The following is a 23,237-nucleotide window of genomic DNA, read 5'->3' as shown; positions in this document are numbered from 1 at the left end:
ATAGGCCCTTATAGGGCCTGAGCAAACCACCAGTTAAACTGGTGGTTTTGATTGTAATTATGTGAATAAAATCACTTGAATGACTTGAGTACATAAATGAAGGAATTTGATTGCTTTTTAATTATAATGAACGTATTTGATTGAAAATGATTGAAAATAACGATATAATATGCGAGAGGAGGCTGAAAAAGGAAGTGATGCCATGCTGACGGAAGAAAGACATGAAAAAATAATGCAGCTCGTCAACACGAGCGGAGCCGTTTCTGTTCAAGATTTAGTAGGTTTTTTGAATATTTCAGAATCGACAGTTCGCCGAGATTTACTGACACTCGACCGGGAAGGGCGGCTTCGCCGCGTCCATGGCGGGGCGACGACGCTGCGCGACGATTCTTTATATGAAGCGGATATGGAAAACTTACAGGATAAGTATTCCTTTCATATGAATGAAAAACGTCGTATCGCTCAGTATGCGGCGACGATGATACGCAAAGATGACTTTGTCTATCTCGATGCCGGTTCGACGACAGAACAACTCGTAGACTTCCTGGCAGGTTCTGAAGCAAGTTTTGTGACCAACAGTATCCCTTTAGCCCAAAAATTGGGTCGGATCGGCAATAGAGTCTATATCGTACCGGGCAGAGTGAAGGGCGATACCGAAGCCATTGTCGGCAGTGAGATGCGGGATATGATCAGCCGCTACCATTTTACTAAAGGATTCTTTGGTGCCAATGGCGTTGCCCTCCATTCCGGTTGTACGACGCCGGACGAGGAAGAAGCCGTTTGCAAGAGAGCTGCTTTAGGTCAGTGCCTGGACCGTTTTGTTTTAGCCGATGCCAGTAAGTTCGGCTTATCTTCACATATTACATTTGCAGAGTTATCAATGGTTACGCTGATTACGGCACGGGAAGACGAACGCATAGACTACGCGCCGTATCAGCAAATTACGGAGGTGCATATCCTGTGATTTATACAGTTACGTTCAACCCATCTTTAGATTATGTCGTCCATATGAAAAAGTTTACTGCCGGTGATATCAACCGGGCAGAGCAGGAAATGATTTATCCCGGCGGCAAGGGCATCAACGTATCACTGGTTCTGGGCAATCTTCATATCCCGTCGAAGATGCTCGGCTTCGTAGCCGGCTTTACGGGAAAAGAAATCGAACGTCTGGCTAAGGAAAACGGCGGAGATACGGATTTCATCCTCCTTGACGAAGGATGCTCGCGCATTAACCTTAAGGTCAGTGCCGACGATGAAACGGCCGTAAACGGCATGGGCCCGAATATTCCCGAAGATAAACTGAATGCCCTCCTGGCTCAGATTGATGCTATTGCCGATGGCGATACCTTAGTACTGGCAGGCAGCATTCCCAGTGACATTCCCGACGACATTTATGAACAGATTTTGAAACGCCTCCAGGGTCGGGATATTCGCGTCGTCGTCGATGCTACGGGGGATCTCCTTAAAAACGTCATCAAATACAGACCGTTCCTCATCAAGCCGAATAATTTTGAATTAGGCGAATTATTCAGTGTCGACCTTCATACGGATGAAGAAATCGTCGTCTGCGCCAAACAGCTTCAAGCTATGGGTGCCAGAAACGTCCTGGTTTCCCTCGGCGGTGACGGAGCTCTGCTCCTCGGTGAAGACGGTAAGGTATACCGCCGGCCGTCTCCGAAAGGAACCCTGGTCAATTCCGTCGGTGCCGGCGACAGCATGGTAGCCGGATTCCTTGCCGGATTTGAATCGTCCAAGGGTGACTTGAACGAAGCTTTGAAAATGGGTATCAGTGCCGGCAGCGCTTCAGCCTTTAACGAATGGCTGGCTACGGAAGCTCAGATCCGAGACATTTATACTCAGTTATAAAAAATATATTTTTGGATTAGAAAGTTTGTATAGAGAGAATTTAAGAGAGAAGGAGAGATGTATATGCGTATTGTGGATTTACTCAAGAAGCAGAGCATTGACCTTAACGCCGCTGTTGCCGATAAGACGGCGGCTATTGGCCACTTAGTCGACCTCATGGATGCCGGCGGCAATTTGAATGACAAGGAATTGTACAAGGAACGGGTCTTGGCCCGTGAAGCTGAAGGCAGTACGGGGATCGGCGAAGGCATTGCCATTCCTCATGCAAAGACGGAAGCGGTAAACGAACCGGGCCTGGCTTCGATGATCGTCCGTGACGGCGTCGACTATGAAAGCCTGGACGATGAACCGGCTCACCTGTTCTTCCTGATCGCAGCTCCGGCCGGCGGCGCCAATGTCCACTTGGAAGTTTTGAGCCGTTTGAGCCGTATGCTGATGGATGACGATTTCCGCGATGCTTTGATGCAGGCCAAGACTCCGGAAGAATACCTTTCTATTATCGACAAGGCCGAAGCGGAACAGATTGAAGCGGAAGCTGCCGAAGCTGCTGCTGAATCAGAAGAGTCCGTGTCTGAAGCACCGGTTGAAGCCGCTCCGTCCGATCGTCCCTTCGTCATCGGCGTTACGGCCTGCCCGACGGGCATTGCCCACACCTACATGGCTGCTGAAGCTTTAGAAAACAAGGCGGCTGCCATGGGCGTTGACATTAAAGTTGAAACCAACGGTTCCGGCGGGGTAAAGAATCACCTGACCGAGGCCGATATTAAACGGGCCGTCGGCGTCATCGTCGCCGTCGACAAGGACGTACCGGTCCAGCGCTTTGCCGGCAAAAAGGTCATCTTTACCAAAGTTGCCAACGGCATCAAGATTCCGGAAGAACTGATCCAGACCATCCTCGACGGCAAGGCTCCCGTTTATCAGGGAACGGACTCGTCTTCTGAATCGGTTGCTATTGAAAGTGCCGAAAAAGAAAGCGTCGGCCGTCAGATTTATAAGCACCTCATGAACGGCGTATCTCACATGCTGCCCTTCGTTATCGGCGGCGGTATTCTCATCGCCCTGGCCTTCCTCTTTGATATGGATAATGCCGGTGCAGCCAACTTCGGCAGCGGGACTCCCGTAGCCGCCCTTTTGAAAAATATCGGCGGCCTGTCCTTCAGCATGATGATGCCGATCCTGGCAGGCTATATCGCCATGAGTATCGGTGAACGGCCGGCTCTCATGCCCGGTATCGTCGGCGGCTTCCTGGCGACTACTGGCGGCTCCGGGTTCTTCGGCGCCCTCTTTGCAGGCTTCATTGCCGGCTACTTGGTCATCTTATTGAAAAAAGCTCTGTCGGTCCTGCCGGAATCCTTGGAAGGCACTAAACCCATCCTGTTCTACCCGGTTTTCGGCCTGATTCTCATCGGCCTTATCATGACCTTTGTCATCAATCCGCCGACAGCTGTCTTTAATACCTGGTTGTTCGACAGCCTCAACAGCATGACCACTTCGAGCCGCATCGTTCTCGGCTTCGTCCTCGGCGGCATGATGTCCATCGACTTTGGCGGTCCTATCAACAAGGCGGCTTACGTCTTTGGCACGGCATCGCTCATGAGTGCTACCGGTCAGGCGGTCAGTTCGGGCATCATGGCTTCGGTCATGGCCGGCGGCATGGTTCCGCCTTTGGCAATCGCCCTGGCTATGCTGATTTTTAGAAATAAATTTACACCGAAAGAACGGCAGTCGACGATTACCAACTTCATCATGGGCTTGTCCTTCATCACTGAAGGCGCTATTCCCTTCGCCGCTTCCGACCCGCTTCGCGTCATTCCGGCCTGCGCTATTGGTTCGGCTGTAGCCGGCTCGCTTTCCATGCTCTTCGGCTGCGCCCTTCCGGCACCTCACGGCGGTATCTTCGTATTCGGCGTTATCACCAATTGGCCCATGTATATCGTCTCTTTAGTAGTCGGTGTCATCGTGGCGGCTATACTTCTTGGAATTTTCCGCAAAAAACGTCCTCAAGAGTAATTGCGTAATTTCTATAAATCAAGTACACTATATAATAGAGTTTTATCTCAACTATTCCAAACACTTATTTCCTGAAGGAGGAATTTTTCATGAAAGAATTTGAATTCGTTGTAACTGATCCCCAGGGTATCCACGCTCGTCCGGCTGGCCTCTTGGTTAAAGAAGCTAAAAAATTTGAATCCAATATCAGCGTTTTCAAAGGCGCTCGTAAAGGCGATTTGAAAAAGATCTTCACAGTCATGGCTTTAGGGGTAAAACAGGGTGAAGCCATCAAAGTACAGGTAGAAGGCGCAGATGAAGAACAGGCAGCAAGTGCTGTAGAAGCCTTCTTGAAGGAAAACTTCTAAGATTTTTGAGGGGGAAAGCAGATGCTGACGTTAAAAGGTAAAAGTGTCTTTTCCGGTATCAGTATCGGACCGCTGGCACTGTTTCATCGCAATACCATTTCTACAGCCGTTCGGCCTATTGAAAGTGTCGAGGTAGAATTGGCGCGTTTCCAGAAAGCGCGTGAAGAAGCGATGAGCCAGCTGAAAGACTTATATGTTAAAGCTGTAGACAAAGTCGGTGAAGAACAAGCGGCTGTCTTTGAAGTTCATCAGATGATGCTCGATGACGATGACTATGTTGAAGGTATTGAAACGAAAATCCGCGATGAAAGAATGAATGCTGAAGCAGCTGTTGATCAGACTGCTCAAGAATTTGCTGAGATGTTCCGCTCCATGGAAGATGCTTATATGCAGGCTCGTGCAGCCGACGTTCTCGATATTTCCCGTCGTGTAGAGCAGCAGCTCAGCGGCGGCCCGGGGATTGATTTCAGTAACTATGATCAGGTTATCATTGCTGCTGATGATTTGGCACCGAGCGAAACCTTGCAGCTCGATACCGATAAGATCCTTGGCTTCGTTACGTCAGCCGGCAGCACCAACTCGCATACGGCTATCTTAGCCCGTACCTTAGGTATTGCCGCTGTCGTCAGCACAGGAACTCAGCTTCATAACGACGTTGACGGCATGATGGCTATTATCGACGGGACGACGGGTGATGTTTACATCAATCCCGATGAAGAAACGATGGCCCTGATGAAGAAGAAGCAGAAGGAAGAAGAACTGCGCCTGAAGGCTTTGGAACAGGTCCGCGGTGTACCGACGGTTACCAAAGACGGCAAGAAGATCAATCTCTTTGCCAATATCGGCAACCCGGGCAACCTGCCGCAGGTTTTGGCCAACGACGCCGAAGGCATCGGCCTCTTCCGCAGCGAATTCCTCTACTTGGAAAGCCCCGATTATCCGACGGAAGATCAGCAGTTCGAAGCCTATAAACAGGCTGCTGAAGCCCTTAACGGCAAGACTGTCGTCATCCGTACTCTCGATATCGGTGCCGATAAGCAGGTCGATTATTTCAATCTCGATCCGGAAGAAAATCCGGCTATGGGTATGCGTGCTATCCGTATCTGCCTGACCCGCGTCGATTTGTTCAAGACCCAGCTCCGTGCCTTGCTGCGCGCTTCTGCGTACGGTAAGATTGCCATCATGTTCCCGATGGTTATTTCTGTCTGGGAAGTACAGCGGTGCAAACAGATCTTGGATGAAGTCCGCAAAGAATTGGATGACAAGGGCATTGCCTATGATAAAGATATGGAAGTCGGTATCATGGTTGAAACGCCGTCGGCTGCCGTCATGAGTGAAGAACTGGCTAAAGAAGTCGATTTCTTCAGCATCGGTTCCAACGATTTGACCCAGTATACCCTGGCTATCGACCGCCAGCAGACCAAGCTTGATACCTTCTTTGATCCCCATCATCCGGCTGTCCTGAAATTGATTCAGATGACCATCGAAAATGGCCATAAAGCTGGTATCTGGGTAGGTATCTGCGGCGAACTCGGCGCCGATTTGACCTTGACAGAAACATTCCTGCGCATGGGCGTAGATGAACTTTCTGTCAGCCCGCCGGCCGTACTGCCCCTTCGTGAAAAAGTCCGCTCTTTGGACCTTAGTAAATAATATATCAAAGCGCTGCTCCTTTGGGGCAGCGTTTTTTTTATATATTCGCCAAATTTAGCCAAGTACCTCTTTACTTTTCTGTATAAAATGGTATAATAATAAAAACAAATTTAATTTTTATTCATTTCAGGTGGAGGAATTGGTATGGATATTAAAAAAGTGGTAACTGCATTGTTTACAGGTGTTTTGGCAGCATCCCTCTTGGCAGGCTGCGGCAGCAGTCAGAAAGAAGCCGGCGATGCTAATAAGCCGCTTCGCGTCGCTACCAATGCGACCTTTGTTCCTTTTGAATTTAAAGACAGCGATCAATCGGCAGAATACAAAGGATTTGAAATGGATTTGATCCGCGCCGTTGCCAAAGAAATGAATCGCGACGTCGAATTTAATAATATTGCTTTCTCGGGCATTATCCCCATTATTCAGCAGGGCGATATGGATATTGCCGCTACGGGCATGACGGTTACGCCGGAACGGGCCCAGAAAGTTGCTTTTGCAGCCCCCTTCTATGAATCGAAACTGGTTATCTTAACGCCGAAGAACAGCGGCATCCATTCGGCAGCCGATCTTCAAGGCAAACAGGTTGCCGTCCAAATCGGGACGACAGGTGCTAAATTTGCCGAAGAACAGGGATATCAAGTAAAGCAGTTTGACAATAATTCGGAAGCCATTATGGAACTTCAAGTCGGCGGCTCGCCGGCAGCGATCATCGATAAACCTGTCGCCGATTACTTCCTGACCCAGGACGGCAAGGGTAAATTCGACGTCATCGACATCAGCAACACCAAGCCGGAATACTTGGCCTTTGCAATCAATAAGGATAATAAGGAATTGTTGAAGCAAGTAAACGACGCTATGGAAAAATTGAAGAAGAGCGGCGAATTCCAAGCCCTTTATAAAAAATGGTTCAATACGGATATGCCGGATCTCCCGAACAGTGCCGATGCTATCGTAAAATAATGTAAGCTGAGGAATTTCTGGAATCTCAGGAATACAAAAAGGAGCAGCCTCCAGGGGCTGCTCCTTTTCTATTGAATGACAGATTTTTCTTGCCATCTCGGCCAAATTATGCCAGCGTATAGATTTTTACTTCCGGGTCTTCTGTCCATAGAGGCTGAAGTCCGACGAAGACGTCGTTTTTAAAGAGGTCGCTTGTAAGATAGGCCTGTGCGTGTTCGGTACTGTCAAAGCCGTGGAGTACCTGTACGTCTTCATCGCGGATGAGCAGGTCTTTCGTCAAGGCCCCTTCGATGGTGCTCAGGAAGGGCTGGCGATAATCGGTATATACCTTAGCGGCTGCCGGGCGATTGGCTGCATCAATTTTCATGGTAATTTCCAAATAAGCTTTTACGTTCATAGTTTATTCCTCCCTTTCGGTTTTCTGTGAGCTCTTTTTCATTATAGTCTTCACACTTGGCTATGAGAAGATATAAGCAAATTTATGAGTTACTATTCATTTTCATAGTAACTTGAAGGTAAAAAAGGAACTGCTATAATGAAAATGAGAGAGAGGTGGCGTGAACGTTGTACAAACCGAAGTTAGAAAAAGATATACGATGTCCTTTGGAATACGGACTGTCTGTTTTCGGCGGGAAATGGAAGTCGAGGGTCATCTGTGTGCTGGCCCAAAAAGGAAGGCTGCGCTACAGTTCGATACGAAAAGAGATGTCCAATATCACTGATGCCGTCTTAGCGGCAACGCTGAAAGAACTGATGAACGATGACATGATTGAGCGCCGGCAGTTTGATGAAATTCCTCCGCGGGTTGAATACGGACTGACGGCTAAGGGCATATCTTCCGTTCCCCTGCTGCAAAGTATCTGTAAATGGTCCGGAGCATACCACCGGGATGATAATGAACATGCGCTGAGCCAGTGCCAAAAATGCGATTACAATCAGCGGGCCGACTGAGGGGGAACTATGTGTCCTTATAATCCGTGCAGGCCCTTGCAGAATAGTTACAGAAGAGAAAAAGAGAGAGTGTCATCGGAAGGATGACACTCTCTCTTTTTGGTTGATGCCGGGCTTGTCTCGGTTTTTAACCGGGGTTCATACTAGGCTTTTAATTCGGGCATGTTGATCGGTGTTTTGTCGACGAGGCGGACAATCAGCAAGGTGATGATGCAGATGATCCATTCGAAGTAGATGACGTGGGGCAGTATGCGGACGGCCGGGCATAACTGCCAGAGAATGAGGCCTGCAATGCCGGCCAGGGTCGTCCAAAAGGCCGTGTTTTTGCGGCACAGAGACGGCGCAAAGAGGGTGCACAAGAAGACCAGCGTAAAGGCCGTCGTAAGGCTCAGGCCGATGAGCATGACCTTTACGATGCCGACGGCAAAGAAGGCCATCAATAAGGTGACGGCGCCGATGATGACGATGATCAGGCGGTTGGCTTTGACGTAGGTCATGTCTGACATATTAGGCTTGATAAAACGTTTAAATACGTCCTGTGAGATGAGCGTTCCCGCTCCGAGGAGAATGGTGCAGGCTGTCGACACGTCGGCGGCCCAGAGGGCCGCTAAGGTCATACCGGAAGAAAAGGAATCGAGGCTCATGATGATCTGCGGCAGGGCCAAGGTCGGGTTGATGTCCGGGAACTGTGCCTTGGCAGCCAGGCCTAAGATGGCCGACAAGAAGCCGATGGGGAAGATGAGCAGGCCGCCGAGGATGAAGCCTTTACGGGCTTCCTTAGCGCTTTTTGCGCCGCAGGCAATCTGTACCGGCCCCTGAGCGGTGATGGCCTGGGTCGTCATGACGATGATCCATCCCATGAGGACGGCAAAGGACAGGCCGCCCATGGGAGAAAACCAGTTGAAGTCCGCTGCCGGAAGAGCTGCATTGATGCCGCTGATGCCGCCGTCGCGGAGGAGGATGCGGATGAGAGAATAGATGATGCCCAAGTAAATGACGGTGACGCTTAAGATGTTGGAAAGGCCCGACGACCACAGGCCGCCGATAGCCGTAATGCCGACAAAGACGATGGCACTGGTAATCATGCCGCCCTGCATGGAGAAAATATCCGGCATGAGGGCGTGCAGGATGGAACCGCCGGCAACGTACTGTAGGGACGTAATGCAGAGCATGATGAGCGACAGGCCGATGACGCTGATGATGCGGGCTTTTTTATCGTAGCTCCGTTCAAAGAGTTCGGGAATGGTCGTACAGTTCAGGGAACGGTACTTGCCGGCAGCGACGAAGCCCATGACGATGGCCCCGATGGCCCAGGCGGCATTGTACCAGCCGGCGGCTAAGCCGATTTTTACGGCGCTTTCGGCGACGCCGACCGTCGATGCGGCGCCGACGGCCATGCCGGTGATACTGACGGCGACCAAGCCGGTCGAAAATTTGCGGCCGGCAAAGAGGTATTCCGTCGGATTCTGACTGGCCCGATGTTTGACATACATGGAAATGGCAAATAATAAGATGATGTATAAGATGACAATACACAATTGAATCGACATTTTCCTTTTGGCTCCTTTTTACAGATATTTTGCAACACTAGTTCCTTACAAGGGAACAACGTGTGACAATAATTGTTAATATTATAGGATAAAACGATGAGAAAGACAAGTGAATTTTATAGATTATTCAGAGCCTTGACCGTCTTTTGACAGGGCCATTGCATAAGCCCTATAAATATGGTATGATACGGCCGAGGCAAAAGATAGCATCACGCAATGTGAGTTATACTTTTATTATGTCTACTATCGATTCATTATCTGCTTGGATCTGATTCAGACCGAGACAGGAAGGATTGCTCATCATGGTACGGCAAGGGCGGTGTATTGTTTTACGGTCTGTCCTATGCCAAGTGACGTTTGCAGATATCCATACCTTTCAGTCCGAGCTGAAAGGTATTTTTTTATGTCCTTTTGCCCCGAAACTAAGACAGGAGGTATAGATTGATTGAAAAAGTGTTGTGATTTTCTGGTCAGCAATATGGCGGTTTTGGTCGTCCTCATCGGTGTCATCGGCGCCCTGTGGCCGTGGACCCTGCAGTGGGCGGCTCCCTATGTCGGCTGGCTCCTGGGGATTGTCATGTTCGGCATGGGCATGACCTTGACCGTAGACGACTTTAAAACCGTGTTTAAACGGCCGTGGGAAGTACTCATCGGTGTCTTTGCCCAGTTCCTCATCATGCCCGGTGTAGCCTGGGGACTGGTCAGTCTGTTTGGCCTGCCGCCGGAACTGGCTATCGGCGTCATCTTGGTCGGCACCTGCCCGGGCGGTACGGCATCGAACGTCATTTCCTATTTAGCTAAGGGCGACGTCGCCCTGTCGGTGTCGATGACTATGGCGACGACTTTATTGGCGCCGATCGTTACGCCGGCCCTGACCTGGCTTTTGGCAGGCGCCTGGATTCATGTTTCTTTCTTGTCGATGATGATTTCCATTGCTGAAATGGTCCTGGTCCCGGTGCTGCTGGGCTTAGGGGTTCATCATTTCTTCGCCAGAGGCGTTGAAAAGGTACTGCCGGCCATGCCCGTCGTCTCCGTAATCACGATTGTCATCCTCGTAGGCTGTGTCGTATCCCTCAGTGCATCTCGCCTCTTCGATGTCGGACTGCTCATGGCAGCCATTGTCATCCTGCACAATGCCTTCGGATTGGCTCTGGGCTATATCATGGCCAAACTGTTCCGACTCGATTCGCGTAAATCCCGGACGGTTGCCATCGAAGTGGGCATGCAGAATTCAGGGATGGCAGCGTCTTTGGCTGTCCTGTACTTCAACCCGGCAGCCGCTATTCCCGGAGCTATTTTCAGTGTCTGGCACAATATTTCCGGTTCTATCATTGCCAACTACTTCTCCCGCCGCGATGAAAAAGGCGAAGAAGTACGAGTTAAAGAATCTACGGCCCATGTGGCATAATTTCAATGTATAAAGGAGTCTGTTATCATGAAAATTTTCCGTACTGTCAAAGAAATGCAGGTATTTTCCCGTGAACAAAAAAAAGCCGGCAAGGTCATCGGCCTGGTCCCGACCATGGGTGCCCTTCACGAAGGCCATCTGACCCTGATGCGGACGGCGAAGGCCGCCTGTGACGTCGTCATCGCTTCGGTCTTCGTCAATCCGACCCAGTTCGGCCCCAACGAAGACTACGATGCCTATCCGCGCCGCTTTGAAGAAGACTGCCGGAAACTTGAAAGCGTCGGCGTCGATGCCGTCTTCCATCCGGAACCGTCGGAAATGTACCCAAAGGGATACTGCACCTATGTCAATGTCGACGGTGATATTACCCATAAGCTCTGCGGTGCCCAGCGGCCCATCCATTTCCGCGGCGTAGCTACGGTCGTCACCAAGCTGATCAATATTACCGGTGCAGACGAAGCTTTCTTTGGCCAAAAAGATGCCCAGCAGGTCGTCGTCGTCCGCCGTTTCGTCAGTGACCTCAACTTGCCCGTCCATATCAACATGGTTCCCATCGTCCGTGAAGACAGCGGTTTGGCCCGGAGTTCGCGCAATGCCTATATGTCCGAATCTGAAAAAGAAGCGGCTTTGGTCCTTTCCCGCAGCCTGAGAAAAGCGAAAGAAGCCTATGACGGCGGTGAAAAAGATGTAGAAACCCTGAAGAAAATCGTCACGGCTGAAATTGAAGGCGAACCGATGGCCTCCATCGATTATGTCGACCTCTTTTCCTTCCCCGACCTCGAACCGATTCAGACTGTAAACGGTGAAAGCCTCTTGGCCATTGCCGTCCGCATCGGCAAGACCCGCCTCATCGACAATATCATCTTAAAATAGTAAATCTTTATATTTTCTTGACATTTCCTCCACATCTTTTTCGCACCATTTTGGTATACTCTAACCATAGATTGAAATGTGATTTTTTAAGGAGGTTATAGTAATGAAGAAAAAGGTATTGCTCATCGTAGCGGCTCTTTCTGTTATGGCAGGTTTTTCTGCTTTTGCAGCCAATTCATATTCCGACCAGAATGATTCTTCTTATTACAACAATGGTTATTACTGTCACGGCAATGGTTACTACAGTGACAATGGCGACGGCTACAACGACGGCTATTGCCATGGCCCGTACATGGGTCATCATGGTTATCAGAGATAATCGTTTGTTTTAAAAGGGGGAAGTTAATATTATGGTAATGACTCATTATATGGAGCTCTTATCGCTCCATTCACCTTGGTTTTTGATTCTCTTCATGCTGGTACCGATGGTATTGGCTGAAACGATTTTGGCATCCGGTGCTTTTTCCTTGCTCTACAAGGATCACCGCAGTGAAAAATGGGACAGCCTGAGCCACGTCTGCGGCATCATTTTAGGGGTATTCTTCATCATTGCGACGGTATATATCGTCACGTCTTACGTTCCGACCATTCAGTGGCGCGGCCCCATCGACATGGTTTCGATTTGGGCTTACGTCCTCGGCGTCATTCCGGCCGTTTTGATTCTCTTGCAGGAATTGGGGATTATCTTTAAGAACCAGGATTCTACGTCTAAGATTAAGAATCATATCGTTCTCATGATCCTCTTCGTCCTGTTCACCCACTTGGCGATGGTCTTTGGGATGGCAGATCCGAAGCTTGCCGGCTACGTTCCGACACAGCAGGAAATGCAGATGCATGACAATATGCAGATGGATATGAATATGCCTATGGATCACAGCCAGATGAACCACGGTCAGATGAATCATGATCAGATGAATCATGACCAGATGAGCAATGGTCAGATGAGCAGCGATCAGATGAACAACAATCAGATGAACCATGACCAGATGAGTCACGATCAGATGGATTCCAATAAATAAGACCTGTACATCGTCATTGAAAAGGGACTACCGCTTCGGCGGCAGTCCCTTTTTTGATGGGGTCGCTCCTATAGGAGGCATATGGTACAATATAAAGAAAGACATTTTGGAGGTGAGCCTTTTTGCGTACCAACTCTATTCTCATCGTCGATGACGATGAAAAGCTTTGTGCCCTGCTCCGCTCCTACTTTGAGCAGGAGCAGTTTATCGTCTATGTCGCTCATGACGGGACGGAGGCCTTGAATATTTTGCGCAGCCAAAAGCCGCAGATCATGCTGCTCGATTTGATGATGCCCGGTATGGACGGTTTTGAAGTCTGCCGGCGGACGCGTCAGTTCAGCGACATTCCCATTATTTTTCTGTCGGCGAAAGATGATGAGACCGATCGCTTAGTAGGGCTCAATATCGGCGGCGATGACTACGTCACCAAACCCTTTCACGTCAAGGAAATCATTGCCCGCGTCTATAGCCTGCTGCGCCGTACCCGCGGTGAAGTCCTGCAGCAGACGACGTCTTATATGGTTCGCGACCTTACGATCGATAAGGAGAAGTTCACCGTTCTTAGAGGCAATCAGCCCATCGTTTTGACGCCGACAGAATTCGGCCTCTTAGAAGTATTAGCCTCTTCACCGGATCGCGTATTCAGCCGCATGCAGCTCATGGATAAGATTCAAGGGGGCTACAGTTTTGAAGGATATGAACGGACTATCGATACCCATATCCGCAATCTGCGTAAGAAACTAGAGCCCAATCCGGCTCAGCCTTCCTATATACAGACGGTATACGGCATCGGATATAAATTCGTAGGAGGCAGCCATGAAGCGGTATGACAGCATCGTTATCCGCCTGACCGGGCTGGTCTTTATCCTCCTGCTGTTGACGATTTCGATTTTGCTCATCTTAGTCAATAACCAGATGGATAACCACTTTTCCCAGTATCTCAGCAATATGTCCCATATGATGGGAAATTCTCAGAGCGGCATGGGAGGTATGGGGAACATGGGCGGTATGCACGGGGCCATGCACGGCCCGGCAGAGTCTACGTATATTTCCGCCGTTCATCAGTCCCTGTTATGGGTCGGCCTGGGAATGATCGGTGTCAGTGTCGTCGTCAGTTACTTCGTCGTTCGGGAAATCATGCGCCCCTTGTCGACCCTGACCGGTGCCGTTCAAAAAGTCAGGACCGGAAGTTATGGTCAGACCGTATCGGTTGAGCGGCATGATGAGGTCGGCGTCCTGACCGAGTCCTTCAATGAAATGTCGGAAGAACTGGCTCGAAATGACAAGATGCGCCGCCAGTTGTTTGCCAACATCGCCCATGAACTGCGGACGCCCTTAGCGATCCTTCAAGGCAATTTAGAAGGCATGATCGACGATATCATCCCGACGGATAAAAAAATCCTCTTGTCCATGGCCGACGAAACGATGCGCATGGGCCGTCTCATTCAGGATCTTCGTGACTTATCCCTGGCAGAAATCAATGAACTGACCCTTCATAAAGAAGCGGCCGATATCAACGTCATGCTGGAACGGGCGGCCGGTATGCTCCAGCCCTTATGCGATGAAAAAAATCTGACGGTCCGGCTGAACCTGAGCCGTGATCTGCCGTCTCTTGTTATCGACGTAGACCGCATTAATCAGGTCATTTATAACTTATTGAATAATGCCATTCGCTATATCGAAAAGGGCTGTGCGATTACCGTTTCTACTTTGGCCGTTACGGTCGACGGAAAATCGTATGCTCAGGTACAGATTGCCGATACGGGAAAAGGGATTGCACCAAAAGACTTAGAACATATTTTTCAATACTTCTACCGCAGCGAACAGTCGCGGAACCGCAAAAGCGGCGGCAGCGGCATCGGCCTTGCCTTGGCACAGCAATTTATCCGCAGCCACGGCGGCAATATATGGGCTGACAGTACCGTCGGCAAGGGGACGACCTTCACCTTTATTCTTCCTCTTCCGTAAACTGTTTGGTCCGAGTTCTCGTATTTTGGGTAAGAAAAAAGGACTCATCTGATTTCTCGGATGAGTCCTTTCTTGATGTTGCCCTTATTTTACTAATTCGTAACCTGCGTCGGCAATGACTTTGGCAAAGTCTTCCATGGGGATGTCTTTGCTAAGGGTGACGTCGGCTTTTTTACCTTCCAAGTCGACGGTTACAGCCGTGACGCCGTCCATAGCGGACAGGGCTTCGTGTACATGGTTTTGGCAGTGCTGGCACATCATGCCTTCGATTTTCAGTGTTTTTTCCATCGTTTCATCATTTCCTTTCTGAGGTACAGTAGAAACTTGTAATTTATCTTCAGCAGAGTTGTCTGCGGAAAGGGAGGTTGCTGCTGCCGTGACAGCGGGCTGGGATTTATCGATACGTGTTTCACGTGAAACACGGGAGCTGTGCGTCGTTTTGAAGAAACGCAGACGCAGGGCGTTCATGCAGACGGTAAAGCTCGAGAGACTCATGGCGGCGGCACCAATCATCGGACTCAGGCGGATGCCGAAAGCCGGATAGAGGAGGCCGGCGGCTAAGGGAATGCAGATGACGTTGTAGAAGAACGCCCAGAACAGGTTTTCTTTGATGTTCTTGATGACGGCTTTACTGAGGCGGATGGCGCTGACGGCGTCGAGAAGGTCGCTGCGCATGAGGACTGCGTCAGCGCTTTCGATGGCGACGTCGGTGCCGGCACCGATGGCCATGCCTAAATCGGCTTTGGCCAGAGCCGGTGCGTCGTTGATGCCGTCGCCGATCATGGCGACTTTATGGCCTTCTGCCTGGAGGGCAGCGATGTGTTTTTCCTTATCCTGCGGCAGGACGCCGGCGATGACCTGGGGAATGTTGAGCCGCTGGCGAATGGCTTCGGCTGTGCGTTGGTTGTCCCCGGTCAGCATGACGACGTTGATGCCCATTTTGGCAAAGTCGGCAATGGCTTCGGCGCTCGTTTCTTTTTCGACGTCGGCGACGGCGATGATGCCGATGATTTCTTTTTCATTGGCAAAGAGGAGCGGCGTCTTGCCGTCGTCAGCCAGGGTATTGAGGGTTGCCGTAATGGCTGTCGTGTCGATGTGGACTTCTTCCATGAGGCGGATGTTTCCTGCGTAATAGGTCTGTCCGTCGATGACAGCCTGGACGCCGCGGCCGAAGAGGGCCTTGAAATCGCTGGCCGTCTTGCCTGTGAGGTCGTGATCGGCGGCGTAGCTGGTGATGGCTTCTGCCAAGGGGTGTTCGCTGCCTTTTTCAAGGGCGGCGGCTAAGGTGACCAACTGGTCGTCACTGCCCTTAAAGGAGAGGATATCCGTAACTTTCGGGCGGCCTTCGGTAATGGTGCCCGTTTTGTCCATGACGACGGTGTCGATGGCATGGGCCGTTTCTAGGGCTTCGCCCGATTTGATGAGGATGCCGTTTTCAGCACCTTTGCCGGTGCCGACCATGATGGCGACAGGCGTTGCCAGGCCCAGGGCGCAGGGGCAGGAAATAACCAGGACGGCAATGGCCGTCGAGAAGGCGAATTCGGCGCTGTATCCTAAGACGAAGTACCAGACGATGCCCGTAACGAGAGCGATGGCGATGACCGCCGGGACAAAGTAGCCGGAAATGGTGTCGGCCAGTTTGGCAATAGGAGCTTTGCTGGCGCTGGCTTCGTCGACGAGTTTGATGATCTGGCTGATCGTCGTATCGGAACCGACGCGCTGGGCTTTGATGTGGATGAAGCCCGTTTTATTGATCGTAGCCGACGTAACCTTGTCGCCGGTCTGTTTTTCAACAGGGATGCTTTCGCCGGTGATGGCCGATTCGTCGACGCTGGTCGAACCTTCGGAAATGATACCGTCGGCCGGGATGCTTTCGCCCGGGCGGATGACGATTTCATCGCCGACGACTAATTCTTCGACGGGAATGACCATTTCGATACCGTTGCGAAGGACCGTTGCCTGTTTCGGTGCCAGGTCCATCAGTTTTTCGATAGCCGTACTGGTCTTGCCTTTGGCCCGAGCTTCGAGGTACTTACCGATATCGATGAGGGTGACGATCATGCCCGCCGATTCAAAGTACAGGTTCATGCTGTACTGGGAGACGAGGGCCCAATCGCCGTGGCCCATGCCCCAGCTCATGCGGAAGATGGCAAAGACGCCGTAGAGGGCGGCTGCCATCGACCCCAGGCCTACCAGGCTGTCCATGTTCGGAGCCCCTTCAAAGAGGTTTCGGAAGCCGTTGATGTAGTACTTGCGGTTCAAGTACATGATGGGGAGAATCAATAAGAACTGGGTAAAGGCAAAGGTAATGGCGTTTTGAGGTCCGTGGAATGCATAATGGATGAAGTCCGGGATCGGAAGGCCGAACCATTCATTGAACATATGGTACATGGCGATGTACATGACGGGAATCAAGAAGATGATAGATCCGATAAGGCGGCGCTTCATCGATTTCATTTCTTCTTTGGCCATATCTGAGGCGCTCTTTTGCGGAGCTCCCGCCTGGGCACTGCTGCCCGTATCGGCTGGGCTTGCACCGTAGCCGGCGTCGACGACGGCATTGATGATATCCTGCTGGCTGACGACGCTTTCGTCGTAATCGGCCTGCATACTGTTGGTCAAGAGGTTGACACTGGCTTTATCGATGCCGTCCAGCTTGTTTACCGCTTTTTCAACACGAGTTGAGCAGGCAGAGCAGCTCATGCCGGTAATGGTAAATTTTTCGTGTTTCACTAGGCTCACTCCTTTATTTCATGAGTTTTTGCAAGGCCCCGACGAGTTCATCGACAACTTCGTCTTTGCCATCGCGAATGTCATCGACGACGCAGCCCTTGATATGCTGACCTAAAAGCTCCTTATTGAAGGCGTTCAGCGCCGATTGGATGGCACTGACTTGGGTCAGAATATCGATGCAGTAGCGATCGTCTTCCAACATGTTTCTCACGCCGCGGACTTGGCCTTCGATGCGGTTCAGCCGCGATACGAGAGATTTATATTCCTTGCCCTCTTTGCTGCGGTATTTATGTTTTTCGGAATTGCAGCAGGGACAGACATCTTTTTCTTCCATTGCGATTTCTCCTTTCTTGGATACCCCCTCGGGGTACATTGTTATGATATACCTAATGGGGGTATATGTCAATGGAGAAAATCATAGATTTTGAAATTTTTTTTCAGAAAGGATTAGGGGAAGCGGCGGTCGTGAAAGGAATGCGCGAAGGCACAAAAAAAGACTGCCACATAGTGACAGTCTCTTGAATATCCTGATTTTATTTTAACAGAGCTTTGACGGCATCCGTTTCGTCGGTTGCATTTTCAGCGCCGGCGATGATAGCGCCCTGAGCGACGATGCTGTCGAGGCCTTTTTCTTTGCGGACCTGTTCGACTTTAGCGACGACGTCTTTTTCAATAGGAACGACGAGCTTCGTTTCCAACTGGCTGAGGTTCTGTGCCAATTCACGGCCGAGGTTCTGTCTTTCCTGATCGGTCTTCATCTTCGGAGCCTGTTTAGCGAATTTGTCGTTAGCGTCTTTAATGGCGGACTGCATCTGAGCGCTGACTTTCGGGAAGTCTTTGTGTGCCTGGACGAGAGCGTCGAAATTAACGTAACCGACACCGGCAGCAAAGGCTGACGATGCAGCTGCAAGACTCATCATACCCATAACGGCAAGGGATGCCAACTGTTTTTTTAATTTCATAATTTATTCCTCCTAATACCGCCGGAGCGGTTCAACTACTAAATATGATTATTATTATATTATAACAAATTTAGTTAAGAAATACAATAATGAACAAAAGGGCTAAGAAAAGATTATTCTTTTTCAGCCTTTTCTGTTTCTTCTTCCTCGTCGTGGATGTAAATGTACTTATCCTTTTTCATCTTATCGATGATTTCCGGGGCCATGGCGATGAGTTTTTCAAAGGCCGATGCCTGATAGCCGCCTTTTTTGATGGAGAACATTTCGACACGGTCGCCTTTTATGACCAGGATGGCTGCCGGTTCCAGCCGGGCGCCTCCGCCGCTGCCGATACTGTTGCTGCCGTTGTCCGTCTTTCCGTTAAGCCCACCGGAGCCAAAACCGAAGGTCACGTCGACGAAGGGAACCAAGATGGCGTCGCCGATATGGACCGCTTGGCCGACGACGGTTTCCACTTTGATCATTTCTCTGAAACTTTCAAAAATTTGCTCCAAATTGTTTTTGATATTCGAGTTATCCATAGCGAGTCTCCTTATTCACAGCAAACCAATGAATCAATATATGGCGCACAGGCCGCGACAAGGCAAATAGCATGGTAAACAAGAGGAGTATTGCCGGATATAGGCGACCTGAAGCATGGGCGGTACAGTCGTACTGTTCTTCTAAAAAGTTGAATTGCAGGTTTTCGAGATTACCGGGGCAAAAGGCATAGAGGGAGCCGGCCAGGATCCCCGTCTTATGGGGTTCTGTAAGACCGAGGACTCCGCATACGGTGAGATGACGTATCTGGCCGTGTCGGATAAGGCGGGACAGCCAGGTGAAAAGGGCTGCCAAGAAGTCCGTATTGACGATGAGCGGTATCCACTCTCCGGGGCTGCCCTTCTTCTTTTCAGGTGCGGCCTTGGCGGCTTCCTTGTCAGGTTCTTTTTCAACCTCTTGTTCAACAGCCTTTTCGACTTCTTTTTCGATATCTTCCTTAGAAGAAAGGTCCTCATCGACCGTTTTTCGGATTTCCTCAGCGGCGTCCTGCAGCGGCTTTCCCCGGGGTTCTTCGACCGGGGCCGACTCTTTTTCCGGTGACGGGCTGTCCTTTTTTCCAAGGATATAGAGTTCATCTTGAAACTCTTCGCCTACGGTATAGGACCAGGATTTTCGAATCAGCTGCCGCCCCCAACCGGCATGGAAGGCCAGATGGAAAGGCGGGCCGATATGGACTTTGATTTCATAGGTGACAGGCAGACATAAAATGAGCAGGATCGTGCTGAATAGTATGACGGCAATGGCGATAAGCGTCATGACCAGCCCCCCTCTTTAGTACGGACACAATCGGTTGCTTACATATCGTTTGATCGGAGTGGAAAGATCAGGCTTCCTGTTTTTCCCGTTTATTGAAGATGCAGTCTACGTTTTCGGCACCGAAGCAGCGCGAGCAGGAAATGCAGAGTGACGGTTCGGTATCGCCTTCTCTCCAGCGCTTGGGAAGATCGGGCTGGCGAAGGAAGGGGCGGCTCATGGAAATGAAGGCCAAATCGGTTTGGCTGAGGGCCTCTTCCATTTCTTCTGCGCTGCGGAAACCGCCGACGACGCCGACGTCGGTTTTACCCTTTAACAAGGCGGCTGCTTCTGCCGCGTAGCTCTTGAAATACATGGGCTCCTTCGTGCGCTTAATGGCTCGAATCGGTCCCTTGCGCGGAAGGGACGACGTATTGCCGCCGCTGACTTCGATGGCATCGATGCCTGCTTCGGAAAGCCAGGCCATGACCTGTTTGCTTTCTTCAAAAGTAAGACTGCCTTCTTCCATGAAATCGGCACAATTCAGCTTGACCCAGATCGGGTAGTCAGGGCCGACGGCCTTTCTTATAGCCGCGACGGTTTCTAAGAGGAAGCGGGCCCGATTTTCTAAGCTGCCGCCGTATTCATCGGTGCGGGTGTTAAAGCGGGGCGATAAGAATTTACTGGCCAGATAACCATGAGCGCCGTGAAATTGGACGCCGTCGAAACCGGCTGTCTGTGCTCTCTTGGCTGCCAGGGCAACGGCTTCGGTCAGTTCATGAATCTGATCGACCGTCAAGGCCTGCGATTCCTGGGTCCACTTAGCTACCTTTTCGGTAACGCCGCTGGGGCTGAAGATGATGCGGCTTTCTCCTTCGGGAACTTCCGGCAGGAGAATGGCCGAGCCCATGACGACGAGTTGGGCGACGACTTTGCTGCCGTGGTCGTGGACGTGGCTTACGACCTTAGCAAGGGGTTCGATGCATTCATCGTCGTCGATGCGGATTTGGCAGTGCTGACGGGGCTCCATCTTGTTGGTAGCCATCATACCTGTGATGATGATACCGGCGCCGCCGTCTGCCAACTTTTCATACATTTTGGTCAGATTTTCTGTCGGCAAACCATAACGTCCCATTCCTTCGAAAGTTGCTGAACGGATAATACGGCACTTCGTTTCAATACGGCCGATGCGACAGGTATCAAATAACATGGTAAAAATCTCTCCTTGGTAATAAAAATTGAATTTCAGTTTTTTCTTTGGTATTTTCATATTATACAATATTTGTTGAAATAAGCAAATGTATTGTTGATTCAAGTCCTCATTCTGACTTTCTTTTTACGCGAAGTCCGTTGTAAATGTGAAAATTATGCTTAAGTAAGGCAAAAAACGTAAAAAAGGAGTAAAAGGTCCGGCCTTTTTAGTGGCATAACCACGAGGCCTATGATATAATGTAAGTGTTTGTTAATTTTGCAACTCATGAAGGGATGTTGAATACATGGCTACAGCAATGGTAATCGGAACCCAGTGGGGCGACGAAGGAAAAGGTAAAATCGTAGATTATTTGGCCCAAAAAGCCGACGTCGTCATCCGCTCCCAAGGTGGGAACAATGCCGGCCATACGGTCGTCGTTGACGATAAGTCCTTTGCACTGCGCCTCTTGCCGTCGGGAATCCTCTTTTCCGACAAAACCTGCATCATCGGCAGCGGCGTCGTTGTCAACCCGAAAGTCCTCCTCGAAGAAATTGAATGTATGACTTCAAAAGGGGTAACCATCAGCAAGCTGGAAATTTCTACGCGGGCACACGTCATCATGCCGTACCACGTCCGCATCGACGAAGAAGATGAAAAAATCAAGGGCGATGCTAAAATCGGTACGACTAAAAATGGTATCGGCCCCTGCTATGCCGATAAGATCAACCGCGTCGGCATTCGCATCGGCGATCTTATGGACCGAGATGTTTTTGCTGAAAAATTGCGTAGCAATATTGAATTGAAAAATCGTCTCTTTGAAAAATATTACGGCTGCCAAGGCTTCGATTACGATGAAGTGTTGAAGGAATACCTCGGTTATGCCGACCAAATCCGCCAGTATGTAAAGGATACGAACTACTCGGCCAACCTCTACGTCAGTGAAGGTAAGAAAGTCCTCTTTGAAGGGGCTCAGGCTGCGATGCTCGATCTGGATCACGGCACGTATCCTTTCGTTACCAGCTCGAACCCGACGGCCGGCGGTGCCTGCACCGGTTCCGGTGTCGGTCCGCGCCGCATGGAAAACATCGTCGGCGTCGTCAAAGCCTATACGACGCGTGTCGGTGCCGGCCCGTTCCCGGCTGAACAGCTCAATGAAATCGGTGACTACCTGCGCAATACGGGTCACGAATTCGGTACCGTTACCGGTCGTCCTCGCCGCTGCGGATGGCTCGATACGGCTGTCGTAAAATATGCAGCCATGCTGAACAGTCTCGATTATTTGGCTATTACCCGCCTCGATATCCTCGATGATCTGGATACGATTAAAATCTGCACGGGCTATAAATATAAAGGCCAGCAGCTGAAAGAATATCCGGCCAGCCTCGATGTCCTTGAAAACGTCGAACCGATTTACGAAGATATGCCGGGTTGGAAAACGTCTATTTCCGACTGCAAGTCCTATGATGAACTGCCGGAAGCTGCCCGTCACTACGTCGAACGAATCAGCGAACTCGTCGGTGTACCCCTGGGCATCGTTTCTGTCGGTCCGAACCGCAGTCAGACCATTATCCTTAAAACCATTTTTTAAATAAACTGAATTACACTATAACAAAAAAGGGCCTGCCACATCAGTGGCAGGCCCTTTGCATAGGAATTTATATTCAGTTTTGAAAAATCAGTCTAAGTCTCCGCAGTGACCGGACATGGCGCAGCCGCCGCAGGAACCGCCGCAAGAGCTGCAGCCTCCGGCTTCGGCAAAATTAAGGCCGATCATACCGGCCACCGTTTTGCGGGGCATGAGCATGCCGCTGGGAAGGAGGGAGACGCCCATCTGTTCTGCGTGGACAGCCTGGGCGATATTGGCCATCTGGCCGACTGGCCAGTCACCGGTGCCGGGGTTCATCATCCATGCGGCTTTATAGCCTTTGTCGGCACTGGCTTCATCGAGGGTATCGATGAGCTGCTTGGTATAGCTTGCCGTGGCTACGGCTACGGCTGAATCGAGGGCCAGACCGCGGGTGATTTCCTTATCCATGAAGAGCTTATCGATTTCTTGTTCTACGCCTTCGCCGAGGGTGACGGCATACATCAAGACGATAGCCGAGTCTTCAATGAGGCGGCTTACCGTCGGGCTGTTGACGGGAAAGGGGTTGTCGCAGAGCACCATGCGGGACGTATTGTCATAGAAGCATTGCTGGCAGGAGGCCTGCGGTTTCGCCAATTCCATGACGCGCTGGCAGGCTTCATTTACAATGTCGTCGGAAAGCTCTTCTGCACCGCGCTGCTGGGCATATTCTTTGACGCTGGAAGCGTCTATTTTTTGTAGTGGATCTGTAAATAGTGGCATATGTTGCATCCTTTCTGAATGAGATATTTTTTTTCTTATTATATCATATAACTCTCACAAAAATGGTGGAAATATGAGCGAATAAATATTTGATTAAATGAGTGATAGACTATATACTATAATATAGAC

The 23,237-nt window shown here is 50.3% G+C and carries 23 protein-coding genes; 14 read left to right on the top strand and 9 right to left on the bottom strand.

Translation table 11 applies throughout. The features are described 5' to 3' along the window. The first annotated feature begins 202 nt into the window (after positions 1–202). The 6 genes from QZQ46_RS08605 to QZQ46_RS08580 all read left to right on the top strand — a co-directional run bounded on the left by QZQ46_RS08605 (position 203) and on the right by QZQ46_RS08580 (position 6,833). A complete protein-coding gene (locus tag QZQ46_RS08605) occupies positions 203–964 on the top strand; it encodes a DeoR/GlpR family DNA-binding transcription regulator (RefSeq protein WP_296828899.1) in 762 nt (253 codons plus the stop codon). Then, positions 961–1,866 (top strand): 1-phosphofructokinase, encoded by a 906-nt coding sequence (gene pfkB, locus QZQ46_RS08600; RefSeq protein WP_296828897.1) that lies wholly within the window; start codon positions 961–963, stop codon positions 1,864–1,866. The genes QZQ46_RS08605 and pfkB overlap by 4 nt, the downstream gene beginning before the upstream one ends. Before the next feature lie 63 nt (positions 1,867–1,929). After that, positions 1,930–3,876: a fructose-specific PTS transporter subunit EIIC gene (locus QZQ46_RS08595; protein WP_296828895.1), complete on the top strand. Its 1,947-nt coding sequence runs from the start codon at positions 1,930–1,932 to the stop codon at positions 3,874–3,876. A gap of 89 nt (positions 3,877–3,965) precedes the next feature. Continuing rightward, entirely contained in the window at positions 3,966–4,223 is a 258-nt protein-coding gene (locus QZQ46_RS08590) for an HPr family phosphocarrier protein (RefSeq protein ID WP_062411799.1), read from the top strand. A gap of 21 nt (positions 4,224–4,244) precedes the next feature. Next, the gene (gene ptsP / locus QZQ46_RS08585; RefSeq protein ID WP_296828891.1) at positions 4,245–5,876 is read left to right on the top strand and encodes a phosphoenolpyruvate--protein phosphotransferase; all 1,632 of its coding nucleotides are present in this window, start codon (positions 4,245–4,247) and stop codon (positions 5,874–5,876) included. A 144-nt stretch (positions 5,877–6,020) separates the two neighbouring features. Then, positions 6,021–6,833, top strand: coding sequence for a basic amino acid ABC transporter substrate-binding protein (locus tag QZQ46_RS08580; protein WP_296828889.1), 813 nt, complete (start codon positions 6,021–6,023; stop codon positions 6,831–6,833). A gap of 106 nt (positions 6,834–6,939) precedes the next feature. Here QZQ46_RS08580 and QZQ46_RS08575 read toward each other — a convergent pair whose 3' ends face one another. Continuing rightward, complete coding sequence (locus QZQ46_RS08575) at positions 6,940–7,230, bottom strand: hypothetical protein (RefSeq protein WP_296828887.1); 291 nt, start codon at positions 7,228–7,230, stop codon at positions 6,940–6,942. A 167-nt stretch (positions 7,231–7,397) separates the two neighbouring features. Between QZQ46_RS08575 and QZQ46_RS08570 the strand changes: the two genes are divergently transcribed. Then, complete coding sequence (locus QZQ46_RS08570; protein WP_296828885.1) at positions 7,398–7,784, top strand: helix-turn-helix domain-containing protein; 387 nt, start codon at positions 7,398–7,400, stop codon at positions 7,782–7,784. A gap of 143 nt (positions 7,785–7,927) precedes the next feature. Here QZQ46_RS08570 and QZQ46_RS08565 read toward each other — a convergent pair whose 3' ends face one another. Beyond that, complete coding sequence (locus QZQ46_RS08565) at positions 7,928–9,334, bottom strand: sodium:solute symporter family protein (protein WP_296828882.1); 1,407 nt, start codon at positions 9,332–9,334, stop codon at positions 7,928–7,930. A gap of 445 nt (positions 9,335–9,779) precedes the next feature. On the opposite strand from QZQ46_RS08565, the gene QZQ46_RS08560 reads away from it, so the two are divergent. The 6 genes from QZQ46_RS08560 (at position 9,780) to QZQ46_RS08535 (ending at position 14,602) form a co-directional block, all read left to right on the top strand. After that, complete coding sequence (locus QZQ46_RS08560) at positions 9,780–10,742, top strand: bile acid:sodium symporter family protein (protein WP_296828880.1); 963 nt, start codon at positions 9,780–9,782, stop codon at positions 10,740–10,742. A gap of 27 nt (positions 10,743–10,769) precedes the next feature. Continuing rightward, positions 10,770–11,615, top strand: a complete 846-nt coding sequence (gene panC / locus QZQ46_RS08555) for a pantoate--beta-alanine ligase (protein WP_296828879.1) — start codon at positions 10,770–10,772, stop codon at positions 11,613–11,615. Between the two features lie 103 nt (positions 11,616–11,718). Beyond that, positions 11,719–11,934, top strand: a complete 216-nt coding sequence (locus QZQ46_RS08550; RefSeq protein WP_225068608.1) for a hypothetical protein — start codon at positions 11,719–11,721, stop codon at positions 11,932–11,934. A gap of 31 nt (positions 11,935–11,965) precedes the next feature. Then, positions 11,966–12,634 carry a DUF6803 family protein gene (locus QZQ46_RS08545; protein ID WP_296828876.1) on the top strand — a complete coding sequence of 223 codons (669 nt, stop codon included), beginning with the start codon at positions 11,966–11,968 and terminating at the stop codon, positions 12,632–12,634. 122 nt (positions 12,635–12,756) lie between these two features. Continuing rightward, on the top strand, positions 12,757–13,464 hold the full coding sequence (locus QZQ46_RS08540; RefSeq protein WP_296828874.1) for a response regulator transcription factor: 708 nt from the start codon (positions 12,757–12,759) through the stop codon (positions 13,462–13,464). Beyond that, on the top strand, positions 13,451–14,602 hold the full coding sequence (locus QZQ46_RS08535; protein ID WP_296828872.1) for a cell wall metabolism sensor histidine kinase WalK: 1,152 nt from the start codon (positions 13,451–13,453) through the stop codon (positions 14,600–14,602). The genes QZQ46_RS08540 and QZQ46_RS08535 overlap by 14 nt, the downstream gene beginning before the upstream one ends. Before the next feature lie 84 nt (positions 14,603–14,686). On the opposite strand, the gene QZQ46_RS08530 is transcribed toward QZQ46_RS08535, so the two are convergent. The 6 genes from QZQ46_RS08530 to QZQ46_RS08505 form a co-directional block, all read right to left on the bottom strand. Beyond that, on the bottom strand, positions 14,687–17,335 hold the full coding sequence (locus tag QZQ46_RS08530) for a heavy metal translocating P-type ATPase (RefSeq protein WP_296828870.1): 2,649 nt from the start codon (positions 17,333–17,335) through the stop codon (positions 14,687–14,689). 13 nt (positions 17,336–17,348) lie between these two features. Continuing rightward, the gene (locus QZQ46_RS08525) at positions 17,349–17,669 is read right to left on the bottom strand and encodes a metal-sensing transcriptional repressor (protein WP_044503395.1); all 321 of its coding nucleotides are present in this window, start codon (positions 17,667–17,669) and stop codon (positions 17,349–17,351) included. 199 nt (positions 17,670–17,868) lie between these two features. Beyond that, positions 17,869–18,297 (bottom strand): OmpH family outer membrane protein, encoded by a 429-nt coding sequence (locus QZQ46_RS08520; protein ID WP_296828868.1) that lies wholly within the window; start codon positions 18,295–18,297, stop codon positions 17,869–17,871. A gap of 113 nt (positions 18,298–18,410) precedes the next feature. Continuing rightward, positions 18,411–18,818 (bottom strand): GerW family sporulation protein, encoded by a 408-nt coding sequence (locus QZQ46_RS08515; protein ID WP_296828866.1) that lies wholly within the window; start codon positions 18,816–18,818, stop codon positions 18,411–18,413. After that, positions 18,811–19,593, bottom strand: a complete 783-nt coding sequence (locus tag QZQ46_RS08510; RefSeq protein WP_296828864.1) for a hypothetical protein — start codon at positions 19,591–19,593, stop codon at positions 18,811–18,813. Before QZQ46_RS08510 ends, QZQ46_RS08515 begins: the two co-directional genes overlap by 8 nt. Positions 19,594–19,660: 67 nt before the next feature. Then, positions 19,661–20,779: an NADH:flavin oxidoreductase gene (locus QZQ46_RS08505; RefSeq protein ID WP_296828862.1), complete on the bottom strand. Its 1,119-nt coding sequence runs from the start codon at positions 20,777–20,779 to the stop codon at positions 19,661–19,663. Positions 20,780–21,065: 286 nt separating this feature from the next. Here QZQ46_RS08505 and QZQ46_RS08500 point away from each other — a divergent pair, with 286 nt between their 5' ends. Next, positions 21,066–22,349 carry an adenylosuccinate synthase gene (locus QZQ46_RS08500; protein WP_296828860.1) on the top strand — a complete coding sequence of 428 codons (1,284 nt, stop codon included), beginning with the start codon at positions 21,066–21,068 and terminating at the stop codon, positions 22,347–22,349. An 87-nt stretch (positions 22,350–22,436) separates the two neighbouring features. Here QZQ46_RS08500 and QZQ46_RS08495 read toward each other — a convergent pair whose 3' ends face one another. Then, positions 22,437–23,108 carry a hypothetical protein gene (locus QZQ46_RS08495; protein ID WP_296828858.1) on the bottom strand — a complete coding sequence of 224 codons (672 nt, stop codon included), beginning with the start codon at positions 23,106–23,108 and terminating at the stop codon, positions 22,437–22,439. Positions 23,109–23,237 lie beyond the last annotated feature (129 nt).

The organism is uncultured Megasphaera sp., assembly GCF_900539295.1.
In the GTDB taxonomy this organism is placed as follows: Bacteria; Bacillota; Negativicutes; order Veillonellales; family Megasphaeraceae; genus Megasphaera.
This window is presented reverse-complemented; position numbering and strand designations above follow the sequence as displayed.

Excerpts from the sequence above, each read along its gene's own strand:
- QZQ46_RS08590 (WP_062411799.1), top strand. The coding sequence starts at position 3,966 with ATGAAAGAATTTGAATTCGTTGTAACTGATCCCCAGGGTATCCACGCT.
- QZQ46_RS08580 (WP_296828889.1), top strand. The coding sequence starts at position 6,021 with ATGGATATTAAAAAAGTGGTAACTGCATTGTTTACAGGTGTTTTGGCA.
- QZQ46_RS08500 (WP_296828860.1), top strand. The coding sequence starts at position 21,066 with ATGGCTACAGCAATGGTAATCGGAACCCAGTGGGGCGACGAAGGAAAA.
- QZQ46_RS08595 (WP_296828895.1), top strand. The coding sequence starts at position 1,930 with ATGCGTATTGTGGATTTACTCAAGAAGCAGAGCATTGACCTTAACGCC.
- panC (WP_296828879.1), top strand. The coding sequence starts at position 10,770 with ATGAAAATTTTCCGTACTGTCAAAGAAATGCAGGTATTTTCCCGTGAA.
- QZQ46_RS08515 (WP_296828866.1), bottom strand. The coding sequence starts at position 18,818 with ATGGATAACTCGAATATCAAAAACAATTTGGAGCAAATTTTTGAAAGT.
- QZQ46_RS08575 (WP_296828887.1), bottom strand. The coding sequence starts at position 7,230 with ATGAACGTAAAAGCTTATTTGGAAATTACCATGAAAATTGATGCAGCC.
- QZQ46_RS08565 (WP_296828882.1), bottom strand. The coding sequence starts at position 9,334 with ATGTCGATTCAATTGTGTATTGTCATCTTATACATCATCTTATTATTT.
- QZQ46_RS08510 (WP_296828864.1), bottom strand. The coding sequence starts at position 19,593 with ATGACGCTTATCGCCATTGCCGTCATACTATTCAGCACGATCCTGCTC.
- QZQ46_RS08605 (WP_296828899.1), top strand. The coding sequence starts at position 203 with ATGCTGACGGAAGAAAGACATGAAAAAATAATGCAGCTCGTCAACACG.
- QZQ46_RS08495 (WP_296828858.1), bottom strand. The coding sequence starts at position 23,108 with ATGCCACTATTTACAGATCCACTACAAAAAATAGACGCTTCCAGCGTC.
- QZQ46_RS08550 (WP_225068608.1), top strand. The coding sequence starts at position 11,719 with ATGAAGAAAAAGGTATTGCTCATCGTAGCGGCTCTTTCTGTTATGGCA.
- QZQ46_RS08545 (WP_296828876.1), top strand. The coding sequence starts at position 11,966 with ATGGTAATGACTCATTATATGGAGCTCTTATCGCTCCATTCACCTTGG.
- QZQ46_RS08525 (WP_044503395.1), bottom strand. The coding sequence starts at position 17,669 with ATGGAAGAAAAAGATGTCTGTCCCTGCTGCAATTCCGAAAAACATAAA.
- QZQ46_RS08535 (WP_296828872.1), top strand. The coding sequence starts at position 13,451 with ATGAAGCGGTATGACAGCATCGTTATCCGCCTGACCGGGCTGGTCTTT.
- QZQ46_RS08505 (WP_296828862.1), bottom strand. The coding sequence starts at position 20,779 with ATGTTATTTGATACCTGTCGCATCGGCCGTATTGAAACGAAGTGCCGT.
- QZQ46_RS08520 (WP_296828868.1), bottom strand. The coding sequence starts at position 18,297 with ATGAAATTAAAAAAACAGTTGGCATCCCTTGCCGTTATGGGTATGATG.
- ptsP (WP_296828891.1), top strand. The coding sequence starts at position 4,245 with ATGCTGACGTTAAAAGGTAAAAGTGTCTTTTCCGGTATCAGTATCGGA.